The organism is Candidatus Magnetominusculus dajiuhuensis (assembly GCF_046044395.1).
Lineage (GTDB): Bacteria > Nitrospirota > Thermodesulfovibrionia > Thermodesulfovibrionales > Magnetobacteriaceae > Magnetominusculus > Magnetominusculus dajiuhuensis.
Genome location: NZ_JBJUSG010000103.1, coordinates 1 through 13,684, shown reverse-complemented (window position 1 = coordinate 13,684; position 13,684 = coordinate 1). Strand labels below are relative to the sequence as shown.

General features: G+C 46.1%; 11 protein-coding genes. 8 read left to right on the top strand and 3 right to left on the bottom strand.

Going from position 1 to position 13,684, the window contains the following annotated elements:
- Nucleotides 1–108 precede the first annotated feature (108 nt).
- The 4 genes from AB7D94_RS13055 (at nt 109) to AB7D94_RS13040 (ending at nt 4,872) form a co-directional block, all read left to right on the top strand.
- Nucleotides 109–1,542: a DNA methyltransferase gene (locus tag AB7D94_RS13055; protein WP_420266327.1), complete on the top strand. Its 1,434-nt coding sequence runs from the start codon at nt 109–111 to the stop codon at nt 1,540–1,542.
- Nucleotides 1,543–1,620: 78 nt separating this feature from the next.
- Complete coding sequence (locus AB7D94_RS13050) at nt 1,621–2,346, top strand: class I SAM-dependent methyltransferase (protein ID WP_420266326.1); 726 nt, start codon at nt 1,621–1,623, stop codon at nt 2,344–2,346.
- A gap of 15 nt (nt 2,347–2,361) precedes the next feature.
- Complete coding sequence (locus tag AB7D94_RS13045) at nt 2,362–4,626, top strand: glycosyltransferase (protein WP_420266325.1); 2,265 nt, start codon at nt 2,362–2,364, stop codon at nt 4,624–4,626.
- Nucleotides 4,627–4,704: 78 nt separating this feature from the next.
- Entirely contained in the window at nt 4,705–4,872 is a 168-nt protein-coding gene (locus AB7D94_RS13040; protein WP_420266324.1) for a rubredoxin, read from the top strand.
- A gap of 18 nt (nt 4,873–4,890) precedes the next feature.
- On the opposite strand, the gene AB7D94_RS13035 is transcribed toward AB7D94_RS13040, so the two are convergent.
- Both AB7D94_RS13035 and AB7D94_RS13030 read right to left on the bottom strand, forming a co-directional pair.
- Nucleotides 4,891–5,979: a glycosyltransferase family 9 protein gene (locus AB7D94_RS13035; RefSeq protein WP_420266323.1), complete on the bottom strand. Its 1,089-nt coding sequence runs from the start codon at nt 5,977–5,979 to the stop codon at nt 4,891–4,893.
- A 1,048-nt stretch (nt 5,980–7,027) separates the two neighbouring features.
- Nucleotides 7,028–7,399 carry a hypothetical protein gene (locus AB7D94_RS13030; RefSeq protein ID WP_420266322.1) on the bottom strand — a complete coding sequence of 124 codons (372 nt, stop codon included), beginning with the start codon at nt 7,397–7,399 and terminating at the stop codon, nt 7,028–7,030.
- 130 nt (nt 7,400–7,529) lie between these two features.
- Here AB7D94_RS13030 and AB7D94_RS13025 point away from each other — a divergent pair, with 130 nt between their 5' ends.
- The 4 genes from AB7D94_RS13025 (at nt 7,530) to AB7D94_RS13010 (ending at nt 13,033) form a co-directional block, all read left to right on the top strand.
- A complete protein-coding gene (locus tag AB7D94_RS13025; RefSeq protein WP_420266321.1) occupies nt 7,530–7,997 on the top strand; it encodes a hypothetical protein in 468 nt (155 codons plus the stop codon).
- Nucleotides 7,994–9,058: an acyltransferase family protein gene (locus AB7D94_RS13020; protein ID WP_420266320.1), complete on the top strand. Its 1,065-nt coding sequence runs from the start codon at nt 7,994–7,996 to the stop codon at nt 9,056–9,058. Before AB7D94_RS13025 ends, AB7D94_RS13020 begins: the two co-directional genes overlap by 4 nt.
- Nucleotides 9,059–9,104: 46 nt before the next feature.
- Nucleotides 9,105–10,010 (top strand): class I SAM-dependent methyltransferase, encoded by a 906-nt coding sequence (locus AB7D94_RS13015; protein WP_420266319.1) that lies wholly within the window; start codon nt 9,105–9,107, stop codon nt 10,008–10,010.
- Nucleotides 10,011–10,111: 101 nt separating this feature from the next.
- Nucleotides 10,112–13,033, top strand: a complete 2,922-nt coding sequence (locus AB7D94_RS13010; RefSeq protein WP_420266318.1) for a virginiamycin B lyase family protein — start codon at nt 10,112–10,114, stop codon at nt 13,031–13,033.
- Nucleotides 13,034–13,135: 102 nt separating this feature from the next.
- Here the strand turns inward: AB7D94_RS13010 and AB7D94_RS13005 are convergent.
- Nucleotides 13,136–13,684 (bottom strand): CCDC90 family protein (locus AB7D94_RS13005; RefSeq protein ID WP_474373869.1); only part of this gene is annotated, 549 nt, incomplete at its 5' end.

The window sequence follows — 13,684 nt, the reverse complement described above, 5'->3', positions numbered from 1 at the left end:
TGATTATACTATACATACTACCAGTATCGTTCTTGCCTTCACCGAGAATCGCTGACACCACGTATGGAATATTGAGGAAATCATAACTCTTATGTAATAATAGAATCTATGAACAAGCTATTTTATGGCGATAACTTGTATATTTTAAGAGAACACATTGCCGATGATTCAGTTGACCTTATTTATCTTGACCCGCCATTTAACTCTAAGGCTGATTATAATATATTATTCAAAGAGCATACAGGGGAATCATCCGGTGCACAAATAACTGCGTTTGAGGATACATGGCACTGGAACGAGGAAGCAGAGCGGACTTTTCAGGATATTGTTGATACCGCACCAGCCAATGTCGTGGAGATGATGACTGCGTTTAGAAGGTTTATTGGGCTTAACGATATGTTGGCTTATCTGACTATGATGTGTGTGCGGTTGGTTGAGCTTAGGCGGGTGTTGAAAGAAACAGGCTCTATTTATCTTCACTGCGACCCTACGGCAAGCCATTATCTAAAAATACTCATGGATGCGATATTCGGTAAAAAGAACTTTAGGAATGAGATTGTATGGTGTTATAAGTTAGGGGGGAGACCGCGAAAAGGATTCCCTAAAAAACATGATACGATTTTCTTTTATTCAAAATCAGAAAATTTTTATTTCAATGCTGATTCTATCAGAATCCCTTATGAAAGTGATGGAGGCTATGTTTCAAGTGGCAGGAAAATAGTAAAAGGGAAGGTGTATGAAATTAATCCTCTTGGCAAAGTGCCAGAGGATTGGTGGTTTATCTCTGCATTAAACAGACAAGCATATGAACGCCTTGGTTATCCGACACAAAAGCCAATTGCACTATTAGAACGTATTATATCGGCCTCGTCCAACGAACAAGATACTGTTCTTGACCCTTTTTGCGGATGTGGGACAACGATAACAGCCGCTCAAAAGCTGAACCGTCAATGGATAGGCATAGATATAACGCACCTTGCCACTAATCTTATCAAAAAACGATTAAAAGACATGTTTGACCTTGAGCCTAAAAAAGATTATCGCGTCATCGGAGAGCCGGAGGACTTGACCGGAGCTGAGGAGCTTGCGAATCAAAACCGCTATCAATTCCAATGGTGGGCGTTGTCTCTTATCAATGCCCGACCATATGGAGATAAGAAAAAAGGTAAGGATACCGGCATTGACGGGTATATCTATTTCAACGAAGATATGGGCAAAGTAGCTAAAGGCATTGTGTCTGTGAAGAGCGGCAATGTTAGTGTCAGGGACATTCGGGACTTGGGGCATGTGATGGATAGAGAACAAGCGGAACTGGGAATATTCATAACATTAAAAGAGCCTACACGGGATATGAATAAAGAAGCGGCTGGCAAGGGATTGTACCGATTTACTCTCTTAAACAAAGATTATTCGCGAATCCAGATATTGACGGTTGAAGATTTATTTAAAGGTAAAAAGCCAGACATTCCTGTTGCCTATCAGCAATTTCCCTACAAAAAAGCCGAAGCTATTAACCCAACAACTGAACGATTAGATTTTTAAGTAATTATTAAAACTGAGGCACTTCCAGAATATGGGGCAGGTTGCCGCCACCACCAACGCTGTGCTATGATACCCAGGATGCTGGAAGACGATAAACGATTAAAAGTGGCCGCTGAGCTTGACCCCTCTCATAACCTCATGCAGATGGCGGCAGAATCGGAGTTCTCAAGGCACGTACGCGACCTCTTTAAGACATTGAGGCCGCAGAGATTGATTGAAACCGGCACATACTGCGGGGTCGGCTCAACCACTGTTATCGCCTCGGCACTTAGGGACTGCTCAATTGTCGGACATAAGTTTTATTCGATTGAGGTCAATCCCTTGTATCATAAAACGGCCATAGAAAATCTCACAAACAATGGTCTGATTGACTATGTAACCCTCGTTAACGGCCTCTCACTGCCGCGTGCCTACCTCCTGTCGCTCGACGAGATTGAGGAAAAATTCGTTAATAAAATCGAATTCACAGATATATTCGTTGACCACCCTGCGGGTGAACGCGCCCAAAATTATTACAGTGAGGTGTCATTCGACGGTGTCCCCGATGACCTGCTTGGACGCTATCTGAAGGAATTCGACTATCACCCCGATTTTATCCTGCTTGACAGCGCCGGACATCTTGGCGCGGTTGAGTTTCAATATGTGGTTTCACTGCTCAAAGGACAGTGCGTCATCGCCCTTGACGATATCTATCACGTCAAACATTACAAAAACTTCATGGACGCACAAAAAGACCCCCGCTTTGAAATCATCTTCTCCTCTAAAGAGAAATTTGGGTTTTGCACCATGAAGTTTAATCCTTAACGAATCATTAATCAAATGAAAATTCATGTAACTTTTTCGGGACTGGCCGCAGGTAACATAGGAGACGAGGCGATGATGCGAGGGTTCTTATCCCTTCATCCACTGCCCGACGGCACTACTATTGAGGTCTGGGACACCAACTCCAAGGCCATCGCCCAACTCCCCTCCACGTACAGGTATATCAATTACTCTGACACAGAGGCGTGTAACGCCGCCTCGCTCTCGGCTGATTATGTGCTCATTGTCGGGGCTACGATAGTCACAGATATGCTTGGCACAGAGTGGCCGCTTAATATACTTGGCGGCAAGTACGCCCTCTGCCACGCTGCCGGAGTCCCCATTCACGCAGTCGGCATTGGTGTGGATAAGCTCCATTCAGACGAAGCGGTTCAATTGTTTAACAGGGGATTTCTCCCCTTCGAAACATGGACAGTGCGCTCTGAAAGGAGCAGGAAAAATCTTTTCACCCTGGGCGTGCACCCGGGTCGTGTTGTTGCCGCGGCTGATCTGGCGTGGCTCACCCCAACGCAGGATGTTGATAAACAGTGGGCAGCCCAATACCTCGCCGCCCTCGGCGTTAAAGAGGGCATACCCATTGTAGGCGTAAACATAGTCAACGAGAAGTGGAAAGACGACAACGCCATTAAAATGGCGGCGGCCACCGCCCTCGACTGGATATGCTCAGAGTTGAAGTGGCAGGTGGTTTTCTTTTGCAACGAGACCAGAGAGGGTGAATATTTCGATAAAGAGGCAACCCGCGCCACGGCGGCGTTTATGAAGAGCCGACCAGTCATAGCGCTAAACCAGTATTTCACGCCGGAGCAGATGATTGCGCTGCTTTCGTGCTGCAAACTGGCCATATCGTGGCGCTATCATTTTACCGTCTTCAGCGCACTTGGCGGCGCGCTTGCCATATCAGTTCTCAGGGGCGAAAAGTTGACTGAGCTTTCTGATGAGCTTAACGGCCTTAATCTTGGGACGCCAGAGTCGCTGACAAGTGAAAAAATCAGGGATTCTATCGTTCAGGCCATCGGTAATTACGCAACACTGAAATACAGGCAGGACGTCGCGGTTGACGCCCTCAGGCAGAGGTGCAGGTTTAACACTTATTTTATTGACAAACTCAGGCCGGACAGCACTCATCTGACTGTGGAGACCCTCCCCCCCGCGCCGTTTGGATTGGTACGCTACAAGGAGGCCATCACCGCCCCCCCCAAAGCCGGTAAAGAATACGCCGTAACCGTAATCGTCTCCACATATATGTCAGGGGACTTCATAGGCGAATGCCTCAATGGCCTCAAAGGGCAGACGATTTGGCAGGACATTGAGGTAATCGTAATTGACGCAGCCTCCCCGCAGGGTGAACAGGCAATCGTTACTGAGTTTCAAAAAGAAAATCCTAATATTACGTATGTGAAAACCGGCCAAAAGGTCAGTATCTACGCCGCGTGGAACATAGGGCTTAGGCTGGCCGGAGGCAGGTACATTACTGTGTTAAGCACAAACGACAGACTTCGCGGTGACGCCCTTGAGATTATGTCGCAAACCCTTGACAATCGCCCTGACATAGCGCTCGTCTATGGCGATTCGTATATGACAACAACCCCGCACGAGAGCTTTGAGCGGCACACGGGCAGCCCCTCTATGGTGTGGCCGGCGTACCAGTACGAAGATTTGCTAAAGACCTGCCTCATTGGGCCTCATCCCATGTGGCGTAAATCCGCATCGGTGGCAACAGGGTTCTTTGATGAGACATACACCTCAAACGGCGACCAGGAGTACTGGCTTCGAATGGGTGAGCGCTTTGAGTTTCTCCATATCCCGGAGTTTACCGGCCTGTATTGGCATAACCCGCAGTCTCTTTCAATGAGCGGCGGCATACCGGAGACCCACAGGGCGCAGGCCTTGTATCAGAAACGCTATGTTGACAGGCTGAAACAGAGGGTTATTCTGACCGGCGCTGACCGGCCTGTGTATGTATGGGGCACAGGGCGGCTTGCCCTCATTACGAATCACATGCTGGCGAATCTCGGCGTCCCTGTCAGCGGGTTTATCAGCGACTGCCCGGACAGCACGTTTGCGACATTGCCCGTTTTAGGACGGGAGCTTATACTTGGACCGGGAGGCCAGCGTCCGTTTATCGTAATCGCCGAGGAAGGCGGTGATAAGACAATAAAACCCCTGCTTACCGGGGCAGGATACATCGCCCGCGAGGACTTTTGGACAAATATCTATGAGTTAAGCTGGGTATGGGATTTACACAATCCGATTGGGCAATAAAGTATTTATTGATAGTTATAATTGCCTTGGCAATTAATCCGTTTCGTTTGTGATTTATTAAATCAGGAGGTAACGTCTATGTGGCAATGTCAATCAACAGGCAATTGTGGTTATATATATAATCCGGCGAAGGGCGATAAAAGGGGTAAGATTGCCGCCGGTACAAAATTTGAGGATTTACCGGAAGACTGGAAATGTCCGCTTTGCGGGGTGGGCAAAAAATTCTTTAAAAAAGTAGAATCTTAAAACGGGATAATTCACTAATTAGTCTAATAAATCAATAACTTCCCTGACGACCTCATCCACGGTTATTTGAGTGAGGCATTTAACTGAATCACAGGGCGGCGTATAGCCGAATTTGGTGCATGGGCTGCAGGGCAGGCGTTTATTTATTATCCTGTGTGTTTTCCCTAATGGCGCCCATTTCTTTTCGATGCCGCTACCGAAGAGGCATACCGTGGGGGTGCCTAGGGCGTAGGCGATGTGCATAATGCCACTGTCTACACAGACCAACGCGCTTGCAGATTTAAGAAGTGGTGCCGTATCTTTCAGCGATGTAGTGCCCGTGAGGTCAAACGCCGCCGGGCAATAACTTTTTATCGTCAGGGCGTCTGATTTGTCGGCCTGTGAGCCGATTATCAGGATATTAAATCCCCTGTCAGACAACTGCCTCGCCGTGAGACCGAAGTTCTCCCCACCCCAGCGGCGTTCTTTTACAGACGCCCCGGCGGCAACAGCGATTGTACGGCCAGTATTAAAAATTTCAATACCTTCGGCTGCGATAAAGGCCTCGCCGGAGATAAACACATCAGGTATGCCGTCAACGGCTCCTGAGCCGACAACGGGCGCGATAAGGTTAAAGAAACTCCTCCCCTCGTAGTCGTCGTGGCCGTAGGGAATTTTATGCGTAAAAAGTTCGCCTCTTTCGTTGGTGTTAAAACCAATCCGCACACGCGCCCCGGTCAGAGACGCGATTACCGCCGAAAGCCTGTGCCACTGTTCGGTATCAATGACGGCGTCGTATGTGTTTCTCAGGCATTCGATAAGTCCCGGGCGACTGTCATAGAGATAGATTCGATTAATATCTCCTGACAACTGAAAAATCCCATGATTCCTTTTCTCACAAAGGATGTCTATCTGCACGCCGGGATGGACGGCCTTGATTTGCTTTAACGCCGGAAGCAGCAAGACCGCGTCCCCCACGCCTCCGGGTCGAATCACAAGGACTCTTCCTAACTGGCCTGGGGGAGGAACATCCACTGTTTGATTTATATGTCTGATATGCGTTAGTATTGACACGAGGGCGCTGCCGACGAAGCCGTCAACGGCCTTCAAAAACCTGATTTTATCCATGGCGCGTATTATAACAAAACCAATCGGCAATACCAAGCCGAGATAAGCGCGGCATGGCCGCATGTGGAAATCTGTAATAGAAAAAATAATCGTTGACAAGTGCTGACGCTATATTTATACTACTTCGGGAGTTCGGGAGTTATGAAGATATGATTTTCCATCAAGCGGCTTTGCGACATGGGTTACCGGCAGACTATCGCATTACCGGTGTGCCGCTTGGTATGTGACGGGAGGGTGTTTTATTTGTGCGGCAGGACTACCCATTGATTCAATACATAAGAGGGTTTAGCACTGGAAACAGAAAGACTATTTTTTTCTTGTCCTTATTACCAGTGTTAATCTGTTTTGTATATATATGGTATTATGGGGTAAACGTTCCATATTGGGATGAATGGGATAATTTTGTTCTGATTGATAAGGTTCTCACAGGCAACTTCAACTTTTCAATGTTTTATGACCAGTTCAATGAACACAGGATTGTCCTGCAAAGAGTCACTATGGTTATACTGGGGATTCTTTTTTCATACAACACAAAAGTGGATATGTATTTTAGCCAGATAACTATGGTTATTATGGTTTTTATACTATTTATTGAGTTTAAAAGATTATTGGGAAAGGATTTAATTGCCCTTTTTATTCCCATTCCTTATCTTGCATTTAGTCTGATGCAAGCGGTTAATACGTTGTACGCTATACAGGCTGTGGCGTTTTATTCTGTCTTTTTTAGTATGCTTACTTTTTATCTTATTTCGAGGCTCGCTTACTGTGAAACGAGGGGTAAACTGATCTTACAACTCCCCTTGCCGATTGTCAGCGCATTAGCAACTTCATTTACATTCACATGCGGGCTGATGGTGTGGCCGGTGGGATTTCTCCAGATTCTTATTTCCGGTTTGCAAAAGAGGTTGAAAATTGTTATGCTATGTGTATGGCTCATTATAGGAGCGGCCACTTTTTTGCTGTATTTTTCAAACTATACGCATCCCGCAGGGTCACCTCCTGCTATGATATTTTTTAAATATCCTATTCAAGGATTAACATACTTTTCTTATCTGACAGGCAATATTCTATATTTCGGAAGGTTCGTTAATCTCATCGTTGGTATTTTCATTTCTTTTGCGGCTTTATTGCTGTTTATCTCTATCCCTTTTAGTAATTTACCAAAATATTCTTTTTGGATAGCTGCCTTCACATATTCTTTTCTTGCTATATTTGCGATAGCGTTTGGCCGGTCAACGTTGGATTTTGAATATCTATATTTACCCATCAGATACACTACGTATGGGGTTGTGGGACCTATAAGCCTGTATGTGATGTACACAGGCGCTGTGTCTGAGGAGTCTTCCAGCACATCAATAAGATATTCAAGCCTTGTAAAGTGTGTGTTTGTTGTTTTGATTATAGTAATATGTTCAAGCATTATCCCTTCTTATGAGAGCGGGTATTCACAGGGGGTATTTTGGAAGGGACACAGGGAAAAGGTCGCCTACTACACCTATACATATAAAATGCAGTCGGATGAAAACCTAAAAATAGTACATCCTGACCCGATGATAGTCAGAAAATATGCCCCTATTTTAGAGAACCGCAAATACAGCGTATTTACGCGCCCTTATTTGCCTCCTATGGATAAACTTACAAGCACCAATTGCACAACAACTGGTTTTTACACAATAAATTCAGTTCAGCCTACTGTCCCTGAGCAACTTTTTACAATAGATGATAAACAGCCGTATCTGTCTGTAATAGGGTGGGCTGCTGACGATTTAAAAACAGACACCGCCGGCGGTGTTTATGTGAAAATAGACGATAAATTATTTCCCGCCCTATATGGTTTAGACAGAGTTGATGTTGCCGAGCATCTAAAAAATAATAACTATAGATATACTGGCTACAACTTAGAGATACCTGTTTCTTTAATCGAAAAAGGAACTCACAAACTATCCGTTTTAGTTTTGACAAATGATAGAAAACGCTATTTTGTCCCAAGTGTTGAAGTCATCATTAATCTGGCATGATTATGGAAAATACTCCGGCGACTCATTATGTGGGCATAGATTATTTAAGGGCTTTTTTCTCAATCTGCGTCGTGGTATGGCACGAAAATGGATTTACCCAGCCCGATATTAAAAACTATGGGGAATTCTCAGGACATGTCTTTAGCGTTTCTGATTTCATGAATTACCACGTCTTATTAGCCGCCGTGCCTTCATTTTTTCTTATCGCGTCATTTTTGTATATTGCTAAAAACAGGACTTCGGCATATCTGAAACAGAGGGTATATAACCTTTGCTTATTGGCTTTATTTTGGATGGTATTACTAACAATTTATGCGTATAATTATAATGGGTTGTATGCGCTGGCACCTAAATCGGTGGGGGATGCGCTTGTCATATTCCTAACGGCGGGCAGCACGCCGTATTATTTTTTTATAAGTCTTTGTTTCGTTACAATCCTGACTCACTTTGCAAACAAATTATCTACTCGTGCCAACATTATCTTGTTTCTGATTTCCACATGTATATTTACGCTATCACCTCTTATTGCAATCAAAACGAAATCGTGGTATTTGACAGTTTTTTGGAATCCCATGAATTTTCTTTCGTATCCGTTTGCGGCGATAGTGATTTATCGTCTTCATAATCAGTTGCTAAAACTTAGAAACCGATACCAGTGGGGCATCTTCATATCCCTGATAGTGATTGCCGCGTTGACCGCCATTGCTGAATGGAAATATTATTTGGATCCTATCTTTTTGTGTGGACAGAAGATTGCGTTACCTGTATATACACGCACGTCTGTCCTGATATCTTCGGTTGCATTTTTGTTAACACCTTTGTTAATCAGGTTTCCATCTAATACTATTATCAGTTTCATGTCTAAATACTCTCTGGCCTTATACTGTTTACACGCGTTTTCTTTTCGTATTTTCTATAATCAGGCACACTTTCCCACTTTAAGTAAGTCAATATGGATTGTGATCACGCTTTCTATTGGACTCAGTTATATACTGGCCATTACACTAAGGGTATTTATAAGGGATAAATATATTTTAACCATTAATAACAACAGCTCATAATGAAGGAGATAGCGACTTGATCAGATGCACAAGGTGTAATTACACGATGACAGAAGAAAAAAACGAGGGAGGCCGCACAACAAGGCTCCTTTGTGGTGGTTGTGGACATGAGATAGCGCCGTCTGACGGGCTGCTTTCATTGCACCCTGTACTGCCAGTGGCCGCCGACAGTGGCATAGACGAGAAACTCAATGAATACTACTCCAAGAGCGAGGAAAAGCACTTCTGGTTTAAAGCGAGAAAGGATTTCATAAGTACAATCTGTGATATGTATATCAAACATACCGACAAGATAATAGAAATCGGAGCCGCAACGGGTTATATCACGAGGCATTTGATATCCGAGGGTTATAAGGATATCTCAATTGGAGATCTCAATTCAGACAGCTTCAAATACAGCGGCGACGATGGAATCATCAACAGATACCAGTTTGACCTCACAAGAGCACCCTTTGTCGGGCATTTCGACGCGGTCTTTATGTTCGATGTCCTGGAACATATAGACGATGCCGAACTCTCTGTACAAAAGGCCTGCGAAATGCTGACCCCTGAGGGGAAAATTGTGATAACCGTGCCGGCTCACATGTGGCTATGGAGCAAACATGACACCCTTGTATCCCATAAGAAAAGGTATGAACTCGAGCAGGTAGTGCAACTTCTCAGGCGTAACGGTTTTAAGATATTGAAGGCCACCGCTTTCTTTGCCTCTATACTGCCTCTTTTGTATCTGAGGAAATACGTAGACAGAGACACAGGGCGTGTCTCTAAGGCCGATGTTGCCTATAGATTCAAGATAAACCCTGTTGTAAACCGATTGCTTGAGAAAATGCTTCATGTGGAGTGTAAATTACTAGGCGGGGTATCGCTGAAATATGGCGGCAGCCTGATTGTGGTGGGGGAAAAACTCAACCAGGCGGGCGCACAAGTATTTAACCGGCAGGTAGGATGTTGACTCAGGTAGTGTAGTTGTGATAATTTATATACATGTATCGCAGGGATTTTCCATCGGAAGATCCCGTATTTAGAGAGACGCATTTGGAGGGAGGTTATATAATGCTGCAGAAAGATACGCTATATAGAAGGTTAGTCGTGAGGGCAGGTGAAGCTACGTCATTTGCCGCAATATTAACGTTGTTAGTTTACCTTGTTTTGTCCCAGGTCGGCCCGAACGTCGGCCTGGAAGCCGCCACAATCACCGAGTATAGTATTCCCCTTTCGTCGTCCACATCTCCGTATGGCATAACAAAGGGACCGGACGGCAATCTCTGGTTTACCGAGTATTATGGAAATAAGATAGCGAAGGTAACCCCGTCAGGCGTTATTACCGAGTATCCCTTACCCAAGTCCAATAGCACCCCCATCAACATAACAAGCGGGCCGGACGGCAATCTCTGGTTTACCGAAAACGATGGCAACAATATAGGCAAGATAACTACGTCCGGCGTTATCACAGAATATGCACTACCTACGACTTATCAGCGGCTTACCGGAATCACGGCAGGACCGGACGGCAATCTCTGGTTTGCCGCGTCTGGCCTCGGCAAGATAGGCAAGATTACCACCTCAGGAGTTATCACCGAGTATTCCCTGTCTTCGGCCAATAGCAGTCCTAACGGGATAGTTGCAGGGCCCGACGGCAACCTCTGGTTTGCCGAGGAGTATGTCAACAAGATAGGCAAGATAACCACATCCGGCACTATTACCGAGTATACCCTGCCCGTTTCCAGTGGCGCTCCAAATGGGATTGTAGTGGGCAGCGATGGCAACCTCTGGTTCACCGATTGGATGAACGACGCCGTATGGAAGTTAACGACATCTGGTGTTTTTACAGAATATGTCTTACCCAATCCCGGTGCTCTCAACGCGCCTCATGGTATTACACTGGGGCCGGACGGCAATCTCTGGCTTGTCGAAACAAGTACCAACAGAATAGCGAAGATAACCACATCAGGGGCGATTACCAGTTATTCCATAACCACCAGCGGGGCATATCCCTGGGGCATAACGCTTGGGCCGGATGGTAATATCTGGTTTACTGAGTCGGGTGCCAACAATATAGGCAAGATGACCACCTCCGGGGCTATTACCGAATATCCCATTGCTAAAGTCGGCGGCGCACCCTATAACATCGCAAAAGGACCGGACGGCAATCTCTGGTTTGTCGAGACAAATGGCAACAATGTAGGAAAGATAACCACATCGGGGGTTATTACCGAATATCCCATAACAACGCGTGGGTCTCTCCCCTGGGGTATAGTGGCAGGGCCGGACGGTAATCTCTGGTTTACTGAATCTGATGTCAGCAAAATAGGCAAGATAACCACTTCGGGGGTTGTTAAAGAATATACCCTGCCCGGCGCGTCGTTTACGTCAGTGACAAGGGTTTGGCCTAACAATATCATAGCCGGGACGGACGGTAATCTCTGGTTTACCGAAACGGGCTCCAGCAAGATAGGCAAGATAAGTACGACGGGGGCCATTACCGAGTACCAGGTGTCCCCGACGGGGCTTCCTGACGGCATTACAGTCGGGCCGGACGGCAACCTCTGGTTTACCGATCCGTATAACGATAAAATAGGCAAGATAACTACGACGGGGGCTATTGCCGAGTATTCCCTGACCTCCGGCAGTTATCCTTCAGGTATTGCATCAGGGCCGGACGGTAATCTCTGGTTTACAGAATCGTCCCGGAACAATATAGGCAAGATAACCACCTCAGGGGTTGTTTCTGAATATGCCGTGCCTCAGGGGGGTTATCCTATGGGAATTACAGCCGGGCCGGATGGTAATCTCTGGTTTGTTGAGACAGGCGGCGATAATACTCAGACAGGCGGCAACAATATTGGGAGGATAACGACGGGCGGGGTCATTACCGAGTATCCCATCCCCACATTGGGAAGCTGGTCTACGTATATCGCCCTGGGGCCTGATGGCAATCTCTGGTTTACCGAATATAGCGGTAATAAGATAGGGAAGTTGGCCATCGGCGCGGCATCACCAACGACAACAACGGTAAGTTCATCTCTGAATCCCTCGACATACGGCACATCAGTAACACTGACCGCGACAGTTACCGGTAAATCTCCCACGGGTACGGTTTCATTCAAGTATGACTGGGGAAAGATTGGCACCGCCACACTCAACAGCAGCGGACAGGCCTCGTTCACAACGACAACACTTTCGTCAGGTGACCACCTCGTGTCGGCCATATATGGTGGGGACGCGATAAATGACGCCTCAACCTCAGCAACCATTTATCAAACAGTTCACACCGGACAAGGGGGAACTGTGGCAGTCAGCAAAACCGGACAAGGCACTATAACAAGCTACACTTCAACAAGCACAACGGGAATAAACTGCGGCTCCACATGCTCGGCCTCCTTCACTGACGGCACCTATTTAATATTAACCGCGACTCCCGCATCTGGTTACACCTTTTCAAGCTGGTCGGGATGTGACTACACCTCGCAAAGCATATGCGGTGTAACCGCGTCTTCCACTAAGACTGTACAAGTCGCCGCCACTTTCACGGATACTGATTCTCAAAGTGCCACGACATACATTAACAGTCTCGCTAGTCAATACTCGTCATATTTTGGTACAAAATCAGGGAGCCTTAGCTCGGGTACCAGCTCAAGCGGCACATACTACGCCCAGTGGTACGCCAACGGCAACGCCCTTGTTGCATGGTATGACGGTAACTTGTATTACTTAATCGGCGGTGCCGTAGGCTCCACCGGCATCCAGTGGCGCACTGACCTAAGCAAGGCCTCGGCCATGATAAACTCAATCTACCTTTCATACTCCACCTTGTTCACCTTTCCATCGGGCGGTATAACAGCAACCACCGACGCTTACGGCACAAACTATGTCCAGTGGTACGCTAACACGACCGCTATTTTGGCATGGGATGACGGGTCTGTGTATGTCTACTACAACGGAGCGTGGACGAAGTCCGTATTTACATGGAAATAGCGGCGCAATTGATGTCACAGCGTTTTGAGAAGACCTGAATTACTAATGTAGGGGGGCGCATATGCCCCCCACCTAACTACGGAGGAGATTGCCTGAACTGCGTTATTTAATAAGGAATTTAAACATTACACCCATGGCGGCTATCAGTATGCCGATTTGTGTTGCCCAAAAAGCCAACATCCACTTGATTGAATCTGTTTTGGACTTCTCTATCTCTGTTTTTAAATTGGCAATGTCTTCTTTCGTGGCCATGTCTTTTATGTCAGTCTTTGTGGCCATGTCTTTTATGTCGGACTTTGTGACCATGTCTTTTATGTCGGACTTTATAACCATTTCTTTTATGTCGGACTTTATAACCATTTCTTTTATGTCGGACTTTGTAACCATGTCTCGCCGGAGAACCGTAACCATCTCATTTAAGTCAGATTTGGTCGCCAAATCACTGCGCGTATCAAGGCTTACTTCGCTGAATACAGCAAGAAGCGCGTCAACGCCGTCTTCGCCCAGTTTTTCTCTTAACACCCTTGGTATAGTCATCACGCTCATGCCTTTACAATACCACAACAAAAAAATATTTACAACACCATCCACCTTATTACAGCGATTCTCGGTGAAGGCAAGAACGATACTGGTAGTATGTATAGTATAATC